The sequence below is a fragment of the Clostridium gelidum genome (assembly GCF_019977655.1).
Taxonomy (GTDB): Bacteria; Bacillota; Clostridia; order Clostridiales; family Clostridiaceae; genus Clostridium; species Clostridium gelidum.
On the sequence record NZ_AP024849.1, the window covers coordinates 5,401,109 to 5,426,206 of the forward strand.

The following is a 25,098-nucleotide window of genomic DNA, read 5'->3' on the forward strand; positions in this document are numbered from 1 at the left end:
TTTTTATTTATTCTCCTACATATTTTCCCAAGGTTTAGTATTTAAGTACTCTATAAATTCTTCTCTTAATTCGTCTTTCTTTAAAGCAAATTCTATAGTAGCTTGTAAAAAGCCAATCTTATCGCCTACATCATACCTTTTGCCTTCAAAATTATATGCATACATAGCTTCTTTACTAGCTAAAGTCTTTAGTGCATCTGTTAATTGAATTTCTCCATTTTTTCCTGGCTTAGTGTTTTCTAATATATTAAATATTTCTGGTGTTATAATATATCTTCCTAGTATGGCAACATTACTTGGTGCTTCTTCCACAGAAGGCTTCTCAACTAAATCCTTAACCTTATAAACTCTATCTTCTATATGGATTCCATCTACAATTCCATATTTAGAAACCTTCTCCTTGTCGACAGTTTGAACTCCTAAAATAGTAGTGTTATATTCACTATAACAATCAAGTAATTGCTTTAAACAAGGAGTTTCACTATCAACTACATCATCTCCTAATAAAACTGCAAATGGCTCATTCCCAACAAAAGTTTTTGCACAATGGATAGCATGACCTAAGCCCTTTGGTTCTTTTTGTCTTATATAATGTATATCAACCATATCAGAAATATTTCTTACCATTTCAAGCAATTCTAGTTTTCCTGATTTCTCTAATTCTAACTCTAGTTCTATTGACTTATCAAAATGATCTTCTATACATTTTTTATTTCTGCCTGTGATAATTAAAATCTCTTCAATTCCAGAAGCAACTGCTTCTTCTATTATATACTGAATTGTTGGCTTATCAACTATTGGAAGCATTTCCTTTGGTTGAGCTTTAGTTGCAGGTAAAAATCTTGTTCCAAGTCCTGCAGCTGGTATAATAGCCTTTTTTACTTTCATGTCATATACATCCTCTCATCTTAAAGATTTTACAATTCTTAAGAATCTATATATTGTTATATATAACTATATGACAATATATAGATTGAAATAACTTAATTTTTATAATTAGCGGTTTACAATATATAATTAATTATCCTTCATATCTAATGTTTTAAAATTTGTTAACGGAAATTGTACCGGCATTCCTGTCTTTCTTGATTTATATGCTGCCAGGATTATTGACATTGCCTTCTTACCTTCTTCTCCAGATACTAACGGATCTCTATTTTCATTTATAGAATCAATTACATCTTTAAATAAAGGTGTATGTCCTTCCCCATATACATTATCTATTTTTACATTTACTTCATTCATAATAGCTGCTTCATCATCGCCTTCAAATCTCCATGTTTCAAGTTCATTAACTGCAAGACCACCAATTGATACTGCTCCAGTTTCTCCAAATATACTTAATGTTTCTTCTAAATTTTTAGGATAAACACAAGCTGAACCTTCAACAATTCCAATTGCACCATTTTTAAATCTTATAATTATTGCTCCAAAGTCTTCTGCTTCGATATCTCTTAAATAAGTATCACATTCAGCATATACTCTCTCGATTTCTCCACCCATCATCCATTGTAACAAATCAATATTATGTATACATTGATTCATAAGTGTACCGCCGTCTAAAGCCCATGTTCCTCTCCAAGGAGCTTGTTCATAGTAACCCATATTTCTGTTCCAAAGTATTCTTGCTGTACCATTAATCAATCTTCCAAATTTGTTATCTTCTATAGCTTCTCTTAATTTTTGTATTGGCTTATTAAATCTGTTTTGATGGCAAACTCCAAGCTTAACATTATTTTCTTTAGCTACTTTAATCATTTCGTTAGCATCTTCAATAGACATAGCCATTGGTTTTTCTACTAAAGCACTTGCTCCTTTTTTCATAGAATAAATAGCAATTTCTGCGTGATATCCACTTTCTGTAGCTATAGTAACTACATCTATATCTTCTTTTTCCAACATTTCCTTGTAGTTTGTATATGCATGAACATAGTCTGGATTTACTCCAGTCTTTTCTATGTATTCAGTTCTCTTTGCTTCAGCATTTTCTAAAACCACATCACAAGTTGCAACTAATTCTGCATGTGTCTTATTTTTAACTAAAGCTTCAACATGTTTATAAGAAATTCTTCCACAACCAATAATAGCAAATTTTAATTTTTTCATTTTAATTACCCCTTCTTTTTCAGTTAACAATTAACTCTTAACTGATTAAATACATTTTATTATTGTTTTAAGTATTATATAAATATCAAAAAATACATTATTCTTATTTATATATACTAGATTTAATGCTAATTTATCTGGCATAATTGTATTTATGTACAAATCATCTGGATTTTCTGCTTCTCCAAGTAAATCATTTTCATCTCTATATCTAATGGATGCTAAATCAGTTATTCCTGGTTTAACTTCTAATACCTTTCTTTGTTCTTCATTATAAAGTTTAACATATCGTGGCACTTCTGGTCTTGGTCCAACTAAACTCATATCGCCTTTAAATACATTTATTAATTGTGGCAATTCATCTAGCTTATATTTTCTTAAAAATCCACCTACTTTAGTGATTCTACTATCATTTCCTACTGTTATTTGCCTTCCTAATTTTTCGGCATCAACAACCATAGTTCTGAACTTAAGAATTTCAAATTCCTTCTTTTTTTCACCAACTCTTATTTGTTTAAAAAACACCGGGCCATCAGAATCAGTTTTTATTTTAATTACAATTGCAATCAAAATTGGACTTAAAATTATAAGTCCTAAAGTAGAGCATATAAAATCAAATATTCTCTTAACTGCTTTATTAAATTTATTCATGTATCTACTCCCGTTAAAATTATTTCACTATACATCATATATATTTCCTATTCTACAACTTTTTAATCAATTTAGCTCATATAAATTTACTTCTTAATAAATTTTTTAATACTAATGAAATTTTATTCGCATTTGTTCGCTAATCACATGATTTACACAAATCACTTTTTAAGGAAGCAATGCATTTAAGAATTTTTCTGCGAGTCCATGATAGGTATGATTTGCTAATACATAATCATTCCCATTTTGGCCCATTTTGCTTTTTTCTTCTTCGCTTAAATTCCTAATCTTCATAACAGCATTTACTACTGCATCTGGATTTTCTGCTGGCACTGTAATACCACAATTTGAATCCTTAACTGGATCATTAGAAGCTTCTACTGCATATATTACTGGTCTTGCTGCCATCATATAATCAAATAGTTTGTTTGGACTTACTCCATAATTAAATAAATTTTGCTTTTTCAAACCTATATAGCAAATATCTAATAATTGTAGTACATTATCCATGTTATCCTTTAACACCGGTTCTAGGAATTCTACATTTGTTATATTATTTGTTTTCGCATATTTTATTAATTCATCTTTTACATTTCCATTTCCAACCAATATATATTTTATATTTTTGTCAGTTGTCTTTTTAGCAGCATCAAGCATTGTATCTAAAACATTTGCTGGAGAATGATTTCCTGTATATCCAACTAAAAAATAACCTTGCTCTTTTAGTTCTTGTAATCTTTCAATAGTTTCTTCTATAGGAGTATTTTTCTTTTCACCAACAATTATTCCATTTGGAACATGCACATAATTGTCAGTTTTAAATCCTCTATCTTCCATGTGCTTATCAGCATTTGGTAAAATCGAAATAATTTTATCACAATTTTTAAAAGCAAAATCCTCTGCTCTTTGAATCAAGACTATAGCAGGATTACTCTTAGAATATCCTCCTATTTCCATTGGAGTCAATGGCCATAAATCATGTATTTCAAAGAAAAGCTTAGCCTTAGATCTCTTTGCAATTCTGTGTGCTGGATATATATCTAAAGGATAAGTTGAAGATGCTATTACTGCATTGGGTTTATATTTATCTGCAACCTTCTTATAACTCATTCTTAGTTTATACATAAATGTTGATATATTCTTAATTCTTCCCACACCATTTCCATGGTACTCTGGAGTTTTTACCCATACATATGTAATTCCATCTATTATTTCTTCTTCAAAATCTTCTTTTATGTTAGGATTCTTCTTTCTTAAATGAGAAAAATCTGCAGCAAGTATAGTTACATTATGCCCCATATTGACCCATTCCCTAGCCATATAATAAGGTCTAAATTCCATTCCATGATAATCAGACCCTGCATAGTGATTTATAAGTAAGATATTCATCTTAATTTGCTCCTTTTTTTTACATTATAATGCTAATTAACTTCATAAATTATAACATAAGTGAGAATCAAAATCTATGATTTTGTCCTTCGAACTTATCCAATGCAGTTGGGAAAGTGAGAATCTAAATCTATGATTTTGATTTTCGAACTTACTCAGTCAATTAAGTTTATAATAGTTTAGTTTTATTAATATCTATAATATGCTAAAATGATATTATGTTTAATTAAAATAACTTTTTTTGAAATTTAAGGAGGAACAATACATGAAAGTACTCACTGTTATTGGAGCTAGACCACAGTTTATAAAAGCTGCAACAGTATCAAATAAAATTAGAAAAGATGGAAATAGTGAAATATTAGTACATACTGGACAACATTATGATAATAATATGTCAGATATATTTTTTGAAGAACTTGCTATTCCAAAGCCTGATTATAATCTAAGTATTGGTTCATCAAGTCATGGCCACCAAACTGGTAGCATGCTAATAGCTCTTGAAGAAATCTACTTAAAAGAAAAGCCAGATATGGTTTTAGTTTATGGAGATACAAATTCAACACTTGCAGGAAGTCTTTGTGCTAGTAAATTATTAATACCTGTAGCCCATGTAGAAGCTGGACTTAGAAGTTTTAATAAAGTTATGCCTGAAGAACAAAATAGAATACTTACAGATCATATTTCAGATTTGCTTTTTGCACCAACATTAACAGCAGTAAATAACCTAAAAAATGAAAATGTCACAAAAGGTGTTCATAATACTGGAGATGTAATGTACGATGCAATAAATCTTTTTAAAGAAAGAGCTAAGGAGATTTCAACAATAAATGAAAAACTTGATTTAAGTCCAGACAGCTATATACTTTCAACAATACATCGTGCTGAAAACACAGATAACATCGAAAGATTAACTTCAATAATAAGTGCTTTAAGTAATTCTGGTAAGAAAATAATACTTCCACTTCACCCAAGAACAAAGAAGTTCATTGAGGAATATAATTTGCATGTTGGCGAAAATATTGAAATTATAGATCCTGTAGGGTATTTAGATATGATTTCCTTACAAGAAAATGCAAAAAAAATAGTGACAGATAGTGGTGGAGTTCAAAAAGAAGCCTATTTCTTAAAGAAGCCATGTATAACTATGAGAGATGAAACTGAATGGGTTGAAACTGTAGACAATGGTTGGAACGTAATAGTTGGAAGTGATTCTAATAAAATTTTAGATGCGTTAGATAACTTCAATCCAACAGGTACTCCCGCTTCAGCATTTGGAAATGGAGATACATCTTCAATAATTACAGACATTATAGGGAAATATATAGGATAATTCTCATCTTACAGCTATTGCGAATTACTTAAAGTGCGGCAATAAACCCTCGAAAGAGAATACATACATGTTCCGCAGGACTAGAAAAACTTCGCTGGGTATATCTAAATGGGAAGTTGCACCCATTTCAGATTGCTCCCAATACAAGATTGGGACAATCTAAAATGGAACAACTTCCCATTAAAATATACCATCAGCTCATTTTTCAATGCCTGCTGCACATGTATGTATCCTCTTTCTTTGTATTGTGATAATTCTAAGAATATATCTGATATAATATTTGATTCTATGAAAAGGAATACCTACCATTCTATGTTAGAAACATCCAGTAAACTCAAGTTTGAATATTACTGCAAGTATTTTATATATAGATGCCCAATTTTAAGTTAAACTTATATCCTAAAATATATATTAAAATAAAAATGAAGGTTTTGCTTTTGTGGAGGCGTTACATCAGAGGATTTAGCTGTAGATATTTCTTCAGTATAAGTTGTTCTATTTTTACTTGTCCTAAGCTTGCCTTAGGAACATGTAGAAATGGGTACAACTTGAACTGTTAGAAATTCACGGGTAAATCCTCAGTAACCCGAACAAATGCATGACCTTCATTTCGGTGATTTATGCAACTAACTTTATTTTTCACTTTGGGTATCTCTATTTCGCAATATCCTCAGGTAGTTTGCTATATCATTCTATATTCTTTTGTAGATGATTTCCCATATTTATTATTTTCTTTTTTATAGACTTGAATACATGACACAGCAAATCCCATAAGTATCCAATATGAAAATACATATGTTATGGAACTTGGCCCAAAACTTGCTGGTGCAAAAGCTATAAGACCTGCCACTGCCGCAAATGATACAATAGTTTTTTTCTTTATTCCAATAATCAAATTTTCTATAAGTAGATATAAATAGTAAATACCATATAGGGCTACTCCTGGTAGTCCAAAATCACCCAAAATTTCAATTGGGTAGCAATGTGGGCTATATACAGATCCAGTATTTCCTTTATCTTTTAAAAGTTGTTCAACATTACCTACTCCATAACCTTGATATTGCTTTTCTGTTATTACACCATTAAATACGTCTTTAATTATCTCCATCCTGTGTAATGCAGAACCTTCTGCATTAATTTCACCTTCTGTAAGGCCTTCTAATGAACTCAATTTACCTGATAGACTAGTTGTTAATTGATCATCCGAAGGCTTTATATTCATGAGCAAATAACTATAATTATAAGCCAAAGCAAATCCACATACTAATAATATTGGATAAATCATTTGCTTAATACCTAAATTCTTAACATTAAATACTGAATAAATTATAAATATTGCAAATCCAAACAAAAATGCAAAAAATCCTGTTCTTGAAGTAGTCGTAACAACTAATGAAAAACTTATACAAGAAACTACCGTGAACCATATTTTTGCTAATACATTTTCAAATTTGTAAATCGCAAATAAACAAATTGGTACAAGTATTGCAAGGGCTGCTGTTAAATTATTTGTATTATATGAAAATGCTATTGGTCTTGCTTGTATAGTATTAATTTGCCATTGTGGTAAATTTTCTATAAATCCATCAATATAATGTCTTATAGGTAGCTGCTTACCTAAAAGCACTTCTACTAACCCAATAATGATTATTATCGAAATCAAAAACAATAGTAAATTAATAGTCTTTTTTATTCTTTCTTTATTTACATTATAAATCATCATATCAACAATAAATGCAAACATCATCAAATAGATAGCTATATACTTAATTGCTAGGTTTCTATTTAATGCCCATTTAATACTAACACACATATAAATAAACCAAATAACATATATCACCAAAACTTTCTTATCTAAATTTTTGAAAACATCTTTGTCTTTAAATACTTTATATAATGATAAAAGTGTGAATACACCTAAAACTATATGAAAAATATATATGTTTTGTATTCCCGGAACAAATAGTGCATAATCATAAAATGCAGATACTAAAAGCACAGCATAAAGCAGATTATAAACATCCTTTTCTTTTATTATAAAAGTTACTGCTAATACTGTTATTATATACATTGCAGTTATTAAGTAACTTCCATTTGATATTCCTAAAAATCCTGCAATCGCAAATACAATCGCTAAAACAATATATATACTTCTGTCTTCTCTAGTCATAATTACTCCTTATCTGCATTATCCGCAGCTACTTCATCTTCATTTTTATAATGATATGTTGGCACAATTTTTTGCATTTGGTGCTTAATTTCTGATATATCATTTAAATCTAATAAATTCTGTAATTGTTCAAGCTTTTGTTTTAAAGTGTCCATATCTTCAAACACTGGTTTGCCTATATGTATTTTTTTGTGAACAGTATCTTCAAGACCTTCTTCACTCATTAAAAGTTCTTCATATAATTTTTCACCTGGTCTAAGACCTGTAAACACAATTTTTATATCTCTATTAGGTTCAAGACCTGAAAGCTTAATTAAATCACATGCTAAATCATAAATCTTAACTGGTTTTCCCATATCTAAGACAAATATTTCTCCACCTTTAGCAAATGCTCCTGCTTGAAGTACTAATTGAGCAGCTTCTGGAATTAGCATAAAATATCTAATGATTTTTTTATGAGTTACAGTTACAGGCCCACCGTTGGCAATTTGTCTTTTAAATAATGGTATTACTGAACCATTGCTTCCTAGTACATTGCCAAATCTAACTGCAACAAACTCAGTTTTAGATTGCTTATCCATAGCTTGTATAATCATTTCACATAATCTCTTTGTTGCTCCCATTATGTTAGTTGGATTAACAGCTTTGTCTGTTGAAATCATAACAAATCTTTCAATATTAGCTTCACTAGCTTCTAAAGCTAAATTTAGTGTTCCAAATACATTATTCTTAACCGCTTCCTTAGGACTATCTTCCATTAGAGGCACATGCTTATGTGCTGCTGCATGAAATACAACATCTATTTTATATTTAGTAAACACTTCATGTAGTCTTTTTCTATCTCTAACTGACCCTATTAATACAGTAATATTCACATCTGGAAAGTCTTCTTTAAGCTCATTTTGAATATCATATATATTATTCTCATAAATATCAAATATTATAAGTCTTTTAGGATTATATATAGCTATTTGTCTACAAAGTTCTGATCCTATAGATCCTCCACCACCAGTAACTAATATAGTTCTTCCTTTGATGTATTCTGAAATCCCCTTATTGTCCAACTGAATAGGGTCTCTTCCAAGTAAATCTTCTAAATCAACATCTTTAATCCTACTAACTGTAGCATCTCCATTTAATATTTCATACATTCCAGGAATTATTTTTAATTTACAATTAGTATTCTTACAAATTTCAATTATTTCAGCTTTATTTTTTGCATCAAGAGATGGTATAGCAATTAAAATCAAGTCAATTTCTTGCTCTCCAGCAATATAAGGTATGTCATGCCTATTTCCTTCTATTTTAACTCCTGATATTCTTTTACCAAGCTTATTTTTATCATCATCTATAAGAGCTATAGGATTGTACTTTAATTCTCTTCTTGCCATCATTTCATTAATAATCATAGTTCCAGCTGAACCAGCTCCAACTATCATCACTCTTCTTTGATCTGCTGAATATTTAAATGGGATGTACAAAAGGGTTCTTCTATAAACCCTATAAAGAATTCTATAACCTATTACAAAGAAGATACTTAAAAGTATTCCTACTACTGAAACATTTAGTGGTATAACTGCCCCAAAAGATGATCTGGTATATCCAATTGATAATATACCTGCTAAAATATTTCCACCAACACCTAGTAAAAATTCATCTGTACCAGTTAAATGCCATAAACTTTCATACATTTTGAATAAGTAAAAACATACTAAATAAATTAAACTCAATGCTATAACATCATGAGTATATATTTTCGAAATTTCTGTAAAACTTCCGGTTTGTGTTATATTTATAGAAAAAAGGTATGCCAAATTAACCATAAACATATCAATAGTCATAATTATTAATGTTTTCCAATTTTTCATTTTAACTTTCCTCCACTCTGGAAAGATCTTTGCTAATTAAAAGCAAGTCAAATCTTTAAAATTATTTTCGCTTACTAAAAACTTTTAATAAAATATTAGGAAAATACAATATACCCTTGCATTGAATTAAATACCTAATATCATTTTTATTAAACTTCTGCATTTTATAACATCCTAATGATTCTTTTACCTCTCTTTTATTTAAAAATTCAAAAAGATCTTTATGAAATTTTTTATCTCTACATAGAATAGAAAAAATATGACTTATTGCATATGGAATTTTATATTCTATTAAAAATTTTTCTATGTTTTTAAAATCTTCTTGGGAATTTAAATATTTCAATAAATCCACATATGAATAATAACAATCAAGATGTTTTAAAGAAACTAGATTAGTTACTGATGAATTCCACCTAACATAAAACATCAATGTTTTATCAATTGATATAATCTTATCCATATTAAGCAATGCTTTAATTGTAAATACAACGTCTTCAGCATATTTTCTACTACTATCAAAAAGTATATTATTTTCTTTTATTATTGAAGTTTTATATAAAGCACTTCCCATCCCAATAGTAATGTCACAGCTTAATTGCTTTAAAGCAGCTTCTCTTCCATTTATAAAATCATCTAAAAATCTAGTTGTACTTTTCACTAATACCTTATCTTGTGAATCAACTTGAGTATAATCACAAAAAACTAAATCACAGTTGCAATTTGATGCCTTTTCATACATGAGTTTAATATAATCTGTATGAATATAATCATCAGAATCTAAAAAGCAAACATATTCCCCTTTTGCTTCAGAAATCCCCTTATTTCTTGCAACACTAACCCCACTATTTTCTTGCCTTATAACCTTAAAATCAACGTCTGAATTTATAAGTAAATTCTCCGCTATTTCAATGCTCTTGTCATTAGAACCATCATCTATAAGTAAGAGTTCAAAATTCTTACAGCTCTGATTTATAATTGAATTTATAGTTTTTTCAATGCATCTTTCTACATTATAAACAGGAGTAATTATAGATACACTTACCAATATTATTCACTACCTTCACTAAATTATACTACTTCTACTTATAACTCTATTTTTTGATTATGCAATAATACCCAATTAAAATTATTTCCCAAAAAATGTCCACATATTGTCGTTTTTATTTATTAACAATTTTATTATATATATTCTCTTAGAATTATACTAATATTGCTATCAATATGCAATATTTAGTCACATTTATTAAGTAAAAGTTCATAATTATAGGGTTGCTTAGTCAATGCTTAACATATATATATTATTAAAAGTTGTATAATATCAACTATTTTACAAGTGCATATGCTTAGTTTTCATTATTTAACCATATATACTCTCATTTAAATTTGCACTTATACTCGATATTGTATTTACTATACTTATGTATATAATTAAACAAAGAAATTGGATCTATGTTTGTAACCACAAGGGTCATAATATGAAAGCGGCATTAGAAAATAAGCTGTTGAGGCCACTTAATGGTAGGTTGTTCCATTTTAGTTTGTCCAAAAAGTGAGAATCGAAATTTTATATTTCGTTCTTCGAACTTTCTCTGTGAGCTTTTATATTGGGAACAAACTAAAATGGATGCAACCTTGCATTTAGTGGCCTCCAGCGAAATTTTCTTAGTCCGCTGGAATAAACATGGATTCAATTTCGACGAGTTATACTCATAATTATGGTTCCTCTATAACCCTTTAAGTTTTTTCATTTCTTTAGCATGCCACACTCTATCTTCTTGTTTTGGCATTGTCATATAATCACCATATAATCGCGTTAAAATCGCATCATAATTTTTAGGAGCATAAAAATACTCACCTTCAAACTCCAATTTCGTCAAATCAAAATAGTCTGATTTTTTATAGACATATTCACTCCAATAAGTATCAACACCATATCCCATATATTTTGATTTTGAATCATTCCACTTAACTAGATAGTTGAAAAATCTTAATCTTCTTTTATTAGGGAACATTTTTACGACTAATTTATAAAATGAAAATGTTATTTTATTTTTAAAACTTAAATGTTCTGGCATATCTCTAAGTCTTTTAAAACTCTTTAGAATATTGTAACTTAATGTACGTTGTATTTTATATGTAAAATTATGCTTTGGCAAACTATCATATGGAAATACATCTATGAATATTCCATTATGCATCTTATGATTTTCTTCTGTCCCATCTTCCAAAAACAATGTATTATTATACCTTACTTTACATGGTGTTGGGTAAACATTGTAATACTCATCTGTTTCAAAGGTTTGTAAGAATAAATGTTTTGGGAGTTCTTTTTTTGCTATTTTTAAGAACTTATTATACTCTTCTCTTATCATTCCTATATCAACATCATCATCCCAAGGAATAAAACCTTTATGTCTTACAGCTCCAATTAAAGTTCCTGCATCTAAAAAATACTTAATGCCGTGTTTTTCACATAATTCATGAACGTCCTTCAAAATATCGGCCATAAGCATTTGAGCATCTCTTAAGCTTAAATCCTCATAGTCATCTTTATTATATGTATAATTATTATCCATATTGATTTACACCTTATCCTTAAACATTATACTAGTAAATTAGTTTTTTTAAGTAAAAATAACCTTATATATAAATCAAAGGTTATTTTATCATCTTAATAGCTATTAGCACTCTTTTTTTGTACATTTTTTTGAATGTGCCTTATTTAAATTTATTTATTTTTATAGATTTAGCATATAATTTTAATGCTAAACCAAATTCATGTACATAAAGAAGCCTTTTAACAAAACTCACCAACCATTCATTCACATATTCTATAACTTCTTCTTTTTCCTCAGTATATGATTCTTCTAAAAATTGCTCTTTTATTAATTTTTTATACTCTTTTATATTATTTTTATATGCTTTTTTACTTAACTCCAAAGTTTGGTTATACATTAATTGAGTTTTAGTATCAGAAAAACTTTCTCCGTATACTCTATACTTAAATAAATACTCTGGAATATTATGAATTTTAGTTACTTTAGCAATTCTTGTCCACAGTTCATAATCTTCAATAGCAGAATATTGTTTACTTCCATATAAATTTTGTTTAAACAATTCACATCTACCCATTATACTTCCATGAGCTAACGGACAATTTAATGATAAAAATAATTTAATCAAATCATTACTAGATGGATAACTTACATTACGTTGATTTACTCCTTCACCATCTATAACAGTATAATAAGTTCCTACCAAACCATATTCCAAAGAGTTTTCTAAAAAATTCACTTCTTTTTTTAATCTATCAGGCATAGAAATATCATCTGAATCCATTCTCGCTATATATTTACCCTTTGCAAGGGATATTCCTTTATTTAATGATGCAATTAGCTTTAAATTTTTTTCATTATGAATTAATCTTATACGTGGATCATTAAATTCTTCAATTATTTTGACACTATTATCAGTAGATCCATCATTTATTATTAAAAACTCAAAATCAGTAAAAGTCTGAGTTAATATACTTTCCATAGCTTCTTTTAGAAATTTCTCTCCATTATATACTGCCATTAAAACAGTTACCATAGGTTCATTCATATTTTATCACCTCTTATATTTTTGCCCAATATATTGCACTATTATTTTTAAAATCAAACATCTTTATTTTACCACTTAAGCACTGTACAAACAACCTCATTTATAACGTACATGGCTTTCTTTTTGATGTCTTAAATCCTCTATACTTTTATTATATATAATAAAATATTTGTACTAAAACTTTGTAATGATGGCTCATACTTTTTTATTTTCTCCATAAGTAACTCCTATCTTTAATATATAAAGCATGTCCCTTTGACCTAAACTAATAAATTTATGTTTAATTATACCATAAAACTGGCTAACTCTAGAAATTGAACTCTTTTTGAGGCAGCTTTCTTATTATCCATATTCAAACATATTTTAAATCAAGAAAAAAACAGGCCCGTATGCTTGCATCTCGGACCTGTTATTTTCTTTCATGTGCCTTATTCAATTAACCTTTTACACCACTATCATTTACACCTTGCATAAACCATTTTTGAGCTATTAGAAATAATATCAATAGTGGCAGTACTGTAAGTGTACTTGCCGCCATTATTTCTGGCCACTTTATTCCATAGGCTCCTCCTTGAATAAAAAATTGTCTAAGTCCTGCTGAGACCAAAAAGTTTTCCGGACTTTTGGTTATAAGAGAAGGATACATATACTCATTATAATAAGTTACAAAGCTAATTAAGCCAAATGTTATAAAAGTTGGCTTTGTTAATGGAAGCATAATCTTTAAAAGTATTTTAAGATGAGAAGCCCCATCCATTCTTGCTGCTTCAACTAAACTTTTATCTACTTGTAAGAATGCTTGTCTAATTAGAAATATTCCAAATACATTAGCAAGATTGCTTATTATAAGTCCAGTTAATGTATCAATTAAATTCAGATCTGAAAGTATCATATAACATGGTATATATGTAACTGCTGAAGGCAACATATATGTACCCATTATTATTGCAAATAATATTTTCTTACCTTTAAATTTAAGTTGTGTAAGAGCATATGCAATCATAGCTGCACTAATCACTTGAAATATAACTTCAATTGATGCAACAAATAAACTATTTCCCATATATACTCCAAAAGGTGCTTCCTTAAATACTTGGACAAAGTTATTCCACTGGGGTATTTTTGGAATTAATGTTGGTGGAAAATTAAATACCTCATCCTTAGTCTTAAGGGCACTACTTAACATCCATAGAAAAGGGAAAAATGTAATTATACTTATGCAAATCAATACTAAATGTCGTATATACTTAATTATAGCTTGTGCTAGTGTTAATTTTTTAGATATATACAAGTATTCCTCTTCTATATCTTTATTAATATCCCTAAGACTCTCAATATTATTTTTAGCATTTATATCCATTACTTATATTCCTTCTCCCTTACATTAATCATTCATTTTTCATCATTCATCAATCAATAGTGCACCCATTTCTTTGAAGCAATAAATTGCATTCCTGCAAGTACTCCTATTATTAGAAGTATAACAGTAGCCATAGCAGTTGCTTGTCCCATATTAAAATTTTCAAAAGCAGTCTGATAATACATATATAATATAGTTCTTGTACTTCCTGCTGGTCCACCTTGTGTTAAAACTTGAATTTGATCATAAGCTTGAATTGAATTTATTGTTGTTATTATACTTAAGAAAAATGTAGTTGGTGATATTAGTGGTAATGTTATACTTATAAATTTATTCAATGAATTTGCCCCATCAATTGCTGCAGCTTCATATAATTCTATAGGTACTCTTTCTAACGCTGTTAAATAAAATACCATAGCCCATCCAAACCCTTTCCAAACTGTAACAATTATAACTGCTATCATTGCTGTGTCTGAACTTTGTAACCACTGTGACTTTGGCAAATTAAATAATTGTAATATAAAATTTGCAAAGCCATATTGTGGTTCAAAAATCCAACTCCAAACTATAGATATAGCAACTGTTGGCGTTATCCATGGTGAAAATATTATTGCCTTATATAAAGCTGATCCCTTAATACTTTTCTTTAATACCATAGCCATAGCTAACCCACCTGCTATAGTAGGTATCAAAGTTCCAAGTGTAAATACAAAAGTATTTTTTAGTGAATCATAAAACATATTATCTGAAAACAACTCTCTATAATTCTCAGTACCCACCATATTGTAAGTTGAACTCATATAATCCCAATCAGTAAAGCTCATAAATATAGCCTTAACCATTGGCCATAACCAAAATACACTAAGAGGAATTACAGCTGGCAATATAAATAGTAACACACATGAAGCTTTGCTAATTTTCTTTTTAAAACTACTTGTCATCTCCACCAAAATCACCACTTTCTTTGTTTCAAGTTATAGTTAAATAACAACTTTATTTCAGTATTTACCTTACTTATGGATACATACAAACAGAGAAATTGGATACATATTTGTGGAATAGGCATTGAAAATAAGTTGCCGAAGCATCTTAATGGAAGGTTGTTCCATTATAGTTTGTCCAAATTTTACATTTGGAGCAAACTATAATGGGTGCAACCTCCCATTTAGATGCTTCCAGCGAAATTTTCACAGTCCTATGGAACAAATATGTATTCAATTTCGGCGGGCTATACGCATACTTTGGTTATTTAACTTTATCAAGTGCCTCTTGTGCAGTTTTTTGTGCTTCATCTAAAGCTACCTTAGCTGAAACATTTTCTATTTCAACTTTATCTGCTGCAATTTTAAGAGCATCAATAATTTTACCGCCTGTTGGATCTATAAATACTTTTGTAGCATGAGTTGCTTGAGCTGTTGGCACTGCTGCTTGTGGATTTTTCTTTACATGTTCTACAAATTCAGGAGTACTAGCACTTGCCTTATTCACTGAAATATATCCTGAAGCTATTGACCACTCTGCATTAACCTTTGCAGATGTAAAGTACTTAATAAATTCATATGCACCTTGCTTTTGTTCCTCGCTAACATCCTTTTGAATAGCTAAAAGTCTAGCTTCTGCAATTGGCTTTGCTTCTTTGCCAGCTTTAAATGCTGGTTGCTCAAATGCGCCTAATTTATCAAAATCAAGGTCACCTTGGTCTCCTGACGAACCAGTATATCCAGCCGCTTTATCCTTCATAGCATCATCAACTGTTGCATACCAATATTCCCAGCCTTGTCCACCAGAGTGAATTCTCATAATTTTATCTTCATTAATCCATTTTCTAAAACTATCCCAACTTTCAGTCCATTCTTCCGAATTAATTAATACTTGTTTTCCATCATCACTTAGTATTTTTCCACCATTACTTAATGATGCATCAATTAAATTGTCTTCTCCCCACATAGGTTCCCAGCCATAAAATGAAACTTCATTACCATCTTTTTTAGTAAGCTTTTTAGCTGCTTCTGCAACTCCTGTCCATGTCTTTAATGAATCTTCAGAAATTCCTGCATCTTTAAATGCTTTCTTATTATAATATAGAAGTTGAGTTGTACCATATATAGGGAATGCAAATAACTTGTCTCCCTTTTTTCCTGTTTCTAAAAGTGATGCTACATAATTTTCTTCTTTATAATCTGCATCCTTACTTGTATAATCACTTATATTTGTTAATAACTCTTTATTTGCAAGCATATCTACTTTATCTGCTTCTAATAATGCAAGAGCTGGTGTCTTCTTTGCGGCTATTGCAGCTTGCAGATTTTTAAATGTAGTCTTATAATCCTCTTGAGCTACTCCCTTAACTTCATACTTATCTTGTGAGCCATTGAAATCCGCAATTATTTTTTGCATATTTTCATCAAGCTTACCCCCAAGACCATACCAATACTCAATCTCAACTTTTCCATTAGCAGTTTTTTTAGATCCTTTTGCTGTGCTTGTACCTCCACATGCAACCATGCTTCCTGCCAAAATTGAAACTAATCCAATAGCACAAAGTTTTTTTATAAATTTATTCATGAATTTACCCCCATTATATTTTTATCATGCAATTTTAAATATACGAAAAAATATATATAACAATTGCATTTATATTAAGTTCATTTTTTGAACAACTTCATATTAACATGGTTCATTGTTCAACTCAATATGTTCAATAAAAATTTCTAAAAAAACTATTTTATTGTTTATGTGGAATTTTTAAACTACATAAGTACTCAGCTTTTTATTTTTAAATCCGTAATTTCTTACATATAAATTCAAGTAGCTAAACCATACTTCTTATTATTTACACAAAAAGAAAGAAGCCCCGCATTCATAATATCTTATGAATACTGAACTTCAATCTTATTTCATTGAAATCTTTAGTTTAAATATATTTTTAAATTGTTAATAAAAGGGCTAATTAATTTCTATTAAGCTTCTACGCCATTTCCTTGTTCAGCAGCTAATTCGTCTGCATAAGCCATACCATCTGCTTTCTTGAAGAATGGGAAGTATATTACTGCTCCCAATACTAAGAATATTAATTGTGCTAATGCATATGGAACTCCACCAATTAATAAACCTGAAAGTACTGGTGGTAATGTCCAAGGTGGCATAACTCCACCCATTGGAGCAAGTAAACCAGATGCAATTGCTGCATAAAGTAACATTGCTGTACATATTGGTGTTATTATAAATGGTATTGCCATTATTGGATTCATTACTATTGGAATACCAAATAGAATTGGTTCATTTATATTGAATAAATTTGGTGCTATTCCTAATCTACTTAATTGTTTATATTGTGATGATTTTGCAAATAATAGCATACATATAACAAGACCAAGAGTTTCCCCAGAACCTGCCATATTAATAAAGTTATCAAAGAATTGTGAAGTTACGATATGAGCTCCATTAGCAAGAGTAAGTTTACCTGCTATTTGAAGAGCTGCATTATCTGCAGTATTTGCTTGTAATACGCTTATAACTACACCGCTGACAACATTTGCACCATGTACACCAAAGAACCATAAGAATGGTATAGAGAATGCAATTACAAAAATTCCGCCTGGTGTATCTGATATACCTTGTAATGGTGTTTGAATAACTTTGTAAATCATTTCAACCAATGTTGAATCATTAAATGCATATTTAAATAAAATATAAATTATGTCTGCAATTATAAATGTAACTGCTGCTGGAATCAAAGCTGAGAAAGCATCAGCTACACCTGATGGAACACCTTCTGGCATTTTAATTCTAATGTCTTTCTTCATAAACCATGAATAAATATAACCGACAGCTAGAGCAATTAGAATTCCAGAAATCATGCCTTGAGAACCAAGCCAATTTGCTGGGATACCGCCTACTACAAATACATCTTTTGTATCTTTTGGAGTAAAATTAATAGTGTTTTTAGTTGTAATAAAGAATACAGCTAATGACATTATACTTGCTGATAAAGGTTCACAACCTTCATTCTTTGCATAAATATAAGCTATACTAATAACACAAACTAATCCCATAAGGCCCATTGTACCATTTTGTACTTTATACAATGGAGTTTGCCAGTCTGCTCCAAATATAGAAGACATGAAATTAGTGTATGCTACTGATGGGAATGCAGCTACTAATAGGAACAATGATCCTATTATATTTAGTGGCATTGTGTACAATACACCATCTTTCAGTGCTTGAAGTGCCTTAAGGTTAACAAATTTCATAACCGCTGGTACTACTTTTTCGTTCAATGTTTGATTCATTGACATATTTTTTTCCCCCTTATAATTATAATATGAATATAATATGAATAATTACAAATAAAAATTTGCTATTATTACCTAGTTTATAAACTTTTGTGATTATTTTAATTTTCATCTTAGTATCACTACAGTTTGTGAATTGATTTTTCTCTAATGTAGAGGTTTTCCCTCAAGGTGGCAAAATACATTTTACTGCTATTTCACCAAGTTAACTTAAGATTAGTTCTATTTTTGAGCTAACTTTAATGCTAAGTCTAAAACCTTAGCTCCATTCATCATTCCATAATCAATCATTGGTATAACTTCTACTGGAATTCCTTTTGGATCACAAAGTTTCTTTGCTTTACCTAGAGTATATCCAACTTGTGGTCCAAGTAATGCAACATTCATACTGTCTAGATGTCTGTCCATTTGAGCTTCTGGAAATGCTGAAATTTCTGCTTCTATTCCTTTTTGTTTAGCTGCATCCTTCATCTTATTAACCAAAACACTTGTTGACATTCCTGATGCACAGAATAATTTAATTATTATCATAATTTTTTCCTCCTTAATTTTTATAATCAATTTTAAATATATATTGATATTAAATTTTATTTTTCTAGTAATATATTATATAATACCTCTTTTGTTAATATTTGTAAATTATATTTCTATATTATTTTGTTAATTATTATTTCATCAATGTATTTACTACTTTTCTTAATTCAATAATTTGTTCGATTAAAGTTTTCTCTGATATAGCTGTCATTAAATGATCTTGTGCGTGAACAAATAATAGTGATAATTCTATTTTTTCTCCACTAGCTTCTTTTTGAATCATTGCTGTTTGCGAGTCATGTGCTTTTGATAATGCATCATTTGCTAATTTTATTTCTTCTTCTGCCTCATCATATTTTCCTTCATTTACCATTCCAAGAGCCATGTAACAATGATTCTTGCAATCCCCTGCATTAATTATAATATTCATAATTGCCATTTCTAATTCGTCCATTACTTTACCTCCAAGTTCTGCTTTTATTGCTTTATGTCTTATGCTTATATATAAAGCAATATCCGTGCCAAACACTGCCAAACATTAATTTTTTTTAAAAATCAACTTAATTTCTTAATTTTATATTCTGTGCTATTTAGTCAAAAACCCTATCACTATCTCATTTCAGCTTGTATTATTAAGTTTTATTTTATTTAAAATTTTATTTTTATGTTTTTCTTAATTAATTCCATTTTCTATCTTTTACCATAACTGTTTGTTAGATTTCTTTAGTGTTTTGATTTTTTAGCCTAGTGTTTATAGTGTTTGTCCCTATGCTTAAACACTACACTGATGTTTGACTATCTCAACAAACTTATGATATCATTTTCAATATAATCTATAATATTTTTATATATGCTCTATGATATTTTTAAATATACTATATAATACTTTTAAATATACTATATAATACTTATATATATGTACATAATACTCACAAACTAATAATAGGAGGATGCTCAATGGCAAAAAAAGATTTAATTTATCAAAGGTTTCTTCAATTAGATTCTTCTGAAGGTATTGATACTCAAACTCTAGCATCACTGCTTGATATGACTCGCGCAAATTTAAGTCACGAACTAAATGAACTTTGTAAAGATGGTAAATTATATAAATCATCTGGCAGACCTGTATTATTCTTTCTTTCAGAAAATAAACTTATGCGTCACGAATCTCAATTGGACCTACTTGCTAAAAATAATGTATCCCTAAAAGATTCCGTTGAGCAAGCTAAAGCTGCTATATTATACCCTCCTAAGGGTATGAATTGTTTAATACTCGGAGGCACAGGTGTTGGAAAATCTATGTTTGCTTCTCTAATGCATAATTATGCTTTAGAGATGAGCGTAAAATCTGAAGATTCTCCATTTATAATATTTAACTGTGCAGACTATAGTAATAATCCTCAATTACTTACATCTCAACTTTTTGGTGTAAAGAAAGGTGCCTATACTGGTGCTGAAACTGATAAGATTGGGTTAATTGAACAAGCTAATGGTGGAATTTTATTCTTGGATGAAATTCATAGACTTCCTCCTGAGGGGCAAGAGGCCCTTTTTGTATTTCTAGACAGTGGAACTTTCAGAAGAATTGGTGATTCCGAGTCTAGAACATCAGATGTCTTAATAATTTCAGCTACAACAGAAGATCCAAGTTCTGCTTTATTAAACACTTTCACTAGAAGAATTCCTATTGTAATAAACCTTCCTTCTCTTAAAGATAGAACTTTAGATGAAAGATTGTTTTTAATTAAAAGCTTCTTTAAATATGAGAGTATTCGTTTGAACAAAGAAATCTATGTATCATTAAATTCACTTAGAGCATTACTTTCCTATGATTGCCCTAATAATATTGGTCAGCTAAAAAGTGATGTTCAGCTCCTTTGTGCTAAAGCATATTCAGAATTTTTAACAAATATAAAACCTGATGTAAGAATTCACAGCAAAGTTTTACCTCCTTATATTAAAGACGGACTTTATAAAGAAAAGGAACATAGAGTTTTATGGAATACACTTATGAGCGAAGAAATTGAATATTTTAGATTTAATGGTTCCAATGAAGATACTAATACTATATTTAATACTGATGATAATACTATTTATGATTTTATAGAAAATAAACTAGAAAAGCTAAAGTCTTTAGATATTTCCGACATTGACATTGAAAATATTCTTGAAAAAGATATTGCAAAGCATTTTAACAAAAATAATTTTGAAGTATCTGAAGAAATTAATAGAAAAAACTTATTAACCATTATTGATGAGGATACATTAGACTGTTTTGACAAAATAATAGCTCATGTTTCTAAAAAGCTTGCTATAACCTTTGATAATAATTTATACACAGCTTTTGCGCTGCATATTAACACATTAATAAATAGAATTAATAGTGACAAAATAATCATAAATACTAACCTAAATAAGATCAAAGAACTTTACCCTTTAGAATTTTCTGTAGCCCTTGAAATAAAAGAACTTATTGAAAATTATATAAATAAATCAATTCCAATAGATGAAGCTGGTTATCTTTCACTGTTTTTAATACCGGATAATACTTTTAATGATGTATCCCATGATAAAGTAAAAGTCATTCTTATTGCACATGGAGAATCTACTGCAACTTCAATGGCTGATGTTTCAAATAGACTTTTAGGTGAAAATTATGTAATTCCTATAAATGCATCAATTGATGTTGCTCCATCAAAAGTATTAGAAAATTTAAAAGTTCAAATACAAGAAAATCCAAGTTCGGCTGGTTATCTTTTATTGGTTGATATGGGCTCTTTAACTACTTTTGCAGATGTTATAAAAAAAGAATTTAAAGTTGAAATTAAAGTAATATCTCTTGTTTCAACACTACATGTATTAGAAGCTACAAGAAAAGCATTGCTAGGATCATCTTTAGATGAAATTTATAATGATGTCCTTATGGTTAATTCTTATGTAGAAATACATAAGAACTTAAATGATAAACCAGAAAATGAACATAAAATACTAATAGTAACAGCATGTTTAACTGGCGAAGGTGCCGCTATTGCCATTAAAAACTTTTTAGTTAGTAATCTTAGATTAAATGGTGATTATTTTGAAATCACTTGTTTAAATTGCTTAGATAAAAAGTTCTTTAAGCAAAAAATAATTAATCTTCAAAAGGAGAATGAAATACTATTTATAGTTTCTTCTTTCCCAGTGGATTCAAAAGTAAAACAATACTCAATGTATGAAGTATTTAATATGAATGTACTAAAAGAACTTCAAACTTCCATAGATTCAAAAACTGCTATGCTTAATATCCCTAAAATTATAAAAGAAAATATATATAATGTAGATGGTGTTGCTTTATTTAATGATGTAACTAAACTTTTAAAGATATTGGAAAATAAGCTTTCCATTAAACTATCTGATGAAAATACTGTTGGTGTAATTCTGCATTTATCTTTTGTTATAGGTAGATTAAGAAATGAAGACAACCCTGCTGCTTATCCTATGAAGGATGTTTATATATCAGAAAATATTGATTTGTACAATATAATAAAAGAAAATTTAACCTTCATAAATAATAAATATAAAATAGACATAGTAGACGATGAAATATGCTACTTAATGAATCTTTTATCAAATGCAGAAACTATAATAGATAATAAACTTAAATAATTTGAATACTTAACGTGTAAACAGTACCGTAACAAATATATTGCTTAAAAATAAATAGCATATATTTATTACAGTACTGTTTTTTATCTACCCTTAAAACTTTTATTGACATCTTAAGAATTAGATGATAAATTAAGCATATAGATTGTATTAAATTTAATTTTGATAAATTTAAATTTTAGGAGATGGAATATGAATATTTATGATTTTAAAATAAATTCTATTGATGGTCCACAAATTAACATGGAGAATTTTAAGGGAAAAGCCCTATTGATTGTTAATATTGCTAGCAAATGTGGATTTACTTACCAATATGAAGACTTACAAAAAATCTATGATAAGTATAAATCTAAAGGTTTTGAAATAATTGGCTTGCCATGCAATCAATTTGCTGAACAAGAACCTGGAAATAACAATGAAGTAAAGCAATTTTGCATGCTTAATTACGGCGTAACATTCCCACTTTCCGAAAAAGTAGAAGTAAGGGGATCAAATGCACATCCTTTATTTAATTATTTAGCAAGCAAAGCCCCATTTAAAGGTTTTGACTTAAATAATCCTAGCGCTAAACTACTACACAGTATGTTGAAGGAGGATTTACCTGATTATTTAATAGGTGATACAATTAAATGGAATTTCACTAAATTCCTAGTAGATAAAGAAGGTAATGTTATGCAAAGATTTGAATCTAGTGTAGAGCCTTATGAAATAGCACCATTTATAGAAAAACTTCTTTAAAAATGCAGGCATTGGAAAATATTTTCCAATGCCTGCATTTTTAATTTTTTAATTTGCTAAAAACTTATTATGCAATCTCTTACCTATATTTTCAATCATATATAATACTGGTATTTGTGTAGTTATGTCACTAATTCCAACTTTCTCTTGCTGAACATAATAGGATATATTAAGATCAGATATTTTAGCTATAGTACAATTTTCGCTGTTAGTTATACTTACAACAGTGCTTCTTTCTCTTCTTAAATTGCTTATATGATCAATAACAGAATATGTTTCTCCAGAAACTGATATTGCTATTATTACAGAATCTTCATAAACCTTATAATTCCTCGGAAAATATGGATCATCTATATACATAGCAAATTTACCTATTGAAGAAAAATATCTCGCAGCATACTTACATAGTACTCCAGATGTGCCTGCTCCTATAAATATGACATTGCTTGCCTCTTTTATCAAATCACAAAGGGTATTTAGTTTCTTATCTAATTCACTATTATCCAATTTTTTAAAAAAGTCTATTATTATAGAAGTATCATTATTTACTTTGTTATTTCCACTTTGTTCAATATTCATCTTTAACTTAACTTTAAATTCTGAGTATCCTTGGCAATTAACCTTTTTGCAAAACCTTAATATTGTTGTTGTTGATACATGTGCCTCATCTGCTAATTCTCTGATTCTCATATAAATTACTTTTTCACTGTTTTTCATTATGTATCTATATAGTGATAATTCTAACTCATTCAGGCTTTGGATAATTTCATAATTAAACATAAATTAAGCAACCTCTTCTTTCATAAGGCACATGAAAATAAATAACAAGTCCAAAGTTGCCATGGATATTTTTCATCAGGCAAGGAGACAAATTGCCCTCATAGCAAGCCTATTAAGTCAGTTTGCCGACGCAGCATGATGGAAAATAGGCTGGCAAATAGACTTGTTATTTATTTGATTGTGCCTAAATACGTTTACTTAATTATATACTATTTATGAAGTTTTTTTAAGGCACATTAATGAAAATAATAGACATTTAAAATAAGGTGCTTCAAAATAACTTTTACATTATATTTTGAAGCACCTTCTATATATTAATATTAGATTTGAGCTTGTTAATAATTTAAATTTATATTCTCTAATTACTTACTTTTTTAACAGAGTATTTAATCTTATAAAATAGTACTATGCTTGCAAGTGTGAATGTAATAAAATTAGATACCATTATTGCCATATCACTTTTTGTATAACCATATATGCCCCAAAGAAATACACCTAAAACAAACATAGAATACATTCCAAGTGATATTCCTTCTGTATTTTTAGTTTTTATAACCTTGAGTGCTTGTGGCAAAAATGAAAGTGTGGTTAATACTGCTGCAATATTTCCTATCATAAATCTTCTC

General features: G+C 29.0%; 20 protein-coding genes. 3 read left to right on the plus strand and 17 right to left on the minus strand.

All coding sequences use genetic code 11. The annotated features are described in order from the left end of the window. Positions 1-15: 15 nt before the first annotated feature. The 4 genes from galU to psyc5s11_RS24925 form a co-directional block, all read right to left on the minus strand. Positions 16-888, minus strand: coding sequence for a UTP--glucose-1-phosphate uridylyltransferase GalU (gene galU, locus psyc5s11_RS24910; protein ID WP_224035149.1), 873 nt, complete (start codon positions 886-888; stop codon positions 16-18). A 129-nt stretch (positions 889-1,017) separates the two neighbouring features. After that, on the minus strand, positions 1,018-2,106 hold the full coding sequence (locus psyc5s11_RS24915; RefSeq protein WP_224035150.1) for a Gfo/Idh/MocA family protein: 1,089 nt from the start codon (positions 2,104-2,106) through the stop codon (positions 1,018-1,020). A gap of 45 nt (positions 2,107-2,151) precedes the next feature. Beyond that, positions 2,152-2,757 (minus strand): sugar transferase, encoded by a 606-nt coding sequence (locus psyc5s11_RS24920; RefSeq protein WP_224035151.1) that lies wholly within the window; start codon positions 2,755-2,757, stop codon positions 2,152-2,154. 168 nt (positions 2,758-2,925) lie between these two features. Next, a complete protein-coding gene (locus tag psyc5s11_RS24925; protein ID WP_224035152.1) occupies positions 2,926-4,146 on the minus strand; it encodes a glycosyltransferase family 4 protein in 1,221 nt (406 codons plus the stop codon). A 265-nt stretch (positions 4,147-4,411) separates the two neighbouring features. Here psyc5s11_RS24925 and wecB point away from each other — a divergent pair, with 265 nt between their 5' ends. Continuing rightward, positions 4,412-5,476, plus strand: coding sequence for a non-hydrolyzing UDP-N-acetylglucosamine 2-epimerase (gene wecB, locus psyc5s11_RS24930; RefSeq protein ID WP_224035153.1), 1,065 nt, complete (start codon positions 4,412-4,414; stop codon positions 5,474-5,476). A 682-nt stretch (positions 5,477-6,158) separates the two neighbouring features. On the opposite strand, the gene psyc5s11_RS24935 is transcribed toward wecB, so the two are convergent. The 11 genes from psyc5s11_RS24935 to psyc5s11_RS24985 form a co-directional block, all read right to left on the minus strand. Next, complete coding sequence (locus tag psyc5s11_RS24935; RefSeq protein WP_224035154.1) at positions 6,159-7,646, minus strand: O-antigen ligase family protein; 1,488 nt, start codon at positions 7,644-7,646, stop codon at positions 6,159-6,161. A gap of 2 nt (positions 7,647-7,648) precedes the next feature. After that, complete coding sequence (locus psyc5s11_RS24940) at positions 7,649-9,514, minus strand: polysaccharide biosynthesis protein (RefSeq protein WP_224035155.1); 1,866 nt, start codon at positions 9,512-9,514, stop codon at positions 7,649-7,651. 61 nt (positions 9,515-9,575) lie between these two features. Continuing rightward, the gene (locus psyc5s11_RS24945) at positions 9,576-10,559 is read right to left on the minus strand and encodes a glycosyltransferase family 2 protein (protein WP_224035156.1); all 984 of its coding nucleotides are present in this window, start codon (positions 10,557-10,559) and stop codon (positions 9,576-9,578) included. Between the two features lie 679 nt (positions 10,560-11,238). Continuing rightward, positions 11,239-12,090, minus strand: coding sequence for a LicD family protein (locus psyc5s11_RS24950; RefSeq protein WP_224035157.1), 852 nt, complete (start codon positions 12,088-12,090; stop codon positions 11,239-11,241). Positions 12,091-12,232: 142 nt separating this feature from the next. After that, positions 12,233-13,117 (minus strand): glycosyltransferase family 2 protein, encoded by an 885-nt coding sequence (locus psyc5s11_RS24955; protein WP_224035158.1) that lies wholly within the window; start codon positions 13,115-13,117, stop codon positions 12,233-12,235. A 436-nt stretch (positions 13,118-13,553) separates the two neighbouring features. Beyond that, a complete protein-coding gene (locus psyc5s11_RS24960) occupies positions 13,554-14,477 on the minus strand; it encodes a carbohydrate ABC transporter permease (RefSeq protein ID WP_224035159.1) in 924 nt (307 codons plus the stop codon). Positions 14,478-14,530: 53 nt separating this feature from the next. Then, the gene (locus psyc5s11_RS24965; protein WP_224038263.1) at positions 14,531-15,418 is read right to left on the minus strand and encodes a carbohydrate ABC transporter permease; all 888 of its coding nucleotides are present in this window, start codon (positions 15,416-15,418) and stop codon (positions 14,531-14,533) included. A 304-nt stretch (positions 15,419-15,722) separates the two neighbouring features. Next, entirely contained in the window at positions 15,723-17,042 is a 1,320-nt protein-coding gene (locus psyc5s11_RS24970; RefSeq protein ID WP_224035160.1) for an ABC transporter substrate-binding protein, read from the minus strand. Positions 17,043-17,437: 395 nt separating this feature from the next. Continuing rightward, positions 17,438-18,775: a PTS sugar transporter subunit IIC gene (locus tag psyc5s11_RS24975; protein ID WP_224035161.1), complete on the minus strand. Its 1,338-nt coding sequence runs from the start codon at positions 18,773-18,775 to the stop codon at positions 17,438-17,440. Positions 18,776-18,994: 219 nt separating this feature from the next. Further along, a complete protein-coding gene (locus tag psyc5s11_RS24980) occupies positions 18,995-19,303 on the minus strand; it encodes a PTS sugar transporter subunit IIB (protein ID WP_224035162.1) in 309 nt (102 codons plus the stop codon). A gap of 136 nt (positions 19,304-19,439) precedes the next feature. Beyond that, positions 19,440-19,760 (minus strand): PTS lactose/cellobiose transporter subunit IIA, encoded by a 321-nt coding sequence (locus tag psyc5s11_RS24985; protein WP_224035163.1) that lies wholly within the window; start codon positions 19,758-19,760, stop codon positions 19,440-19,442. 503 nt (positions 19,761-20,263) lie between these two features. Between psyc5s11_RS24985 and psyc5s11_RS24990 the strand changes: the two genes are divergently transcribed. Next, the gene (locus psyc5s11_RS24990; protein WP_224035164.1) at positions 20,264-22,954 is read left to right on the plus strand and encodes a sigma 54-interacting transcriptional regulator; all 2,691 of its coding nucleotides are present in this window, start codon (positions 20,264-20,266) and stop codon (positions 22,952-22,954) included. Between the two features lie 192 nt (positions 22,955-23,146). Further along, entirely contained in the window at positions 23,147-23,692 is a 546-nt protein-coding gene (locus psyc5s11_RS24995; protein ID WP_224035165.1) for a glutathione peroxidase, read from the plus strand. Positions 23,693-23,740: 48 nt separating this feature from the next. Here the strand turns inward: psyc5s11_RS24995 and psyc5s11_RS25000 are convergent, their stop codons facing one another. Both psyc5s11_RS25000 and psyc5s11_RS25005 read right to left on the minus strand, forming a co-directional pair. Then, entirely contained in the window at positions 23,741-24,472 is a 732-nt protein-coding gene (locus psyc5s11_RS25000; protein WP_224035166.1) for a MurR/RpiR family transcriptional regulator, read from the minus strand. Positions 24,473-24,830: 358 nt separating this feature from the next. Next, a complete protein-coding gene (locus psyc5s11_RS25005; protein ID WP_224035167.1) occupies positions 24,831-25,088 on the minus strand; it encodes a SemiSWEET transporter in 258 nt (85 codons plus the stop codon). Positions 25,089-25,098: the final 10 nt, after the last annotated feature.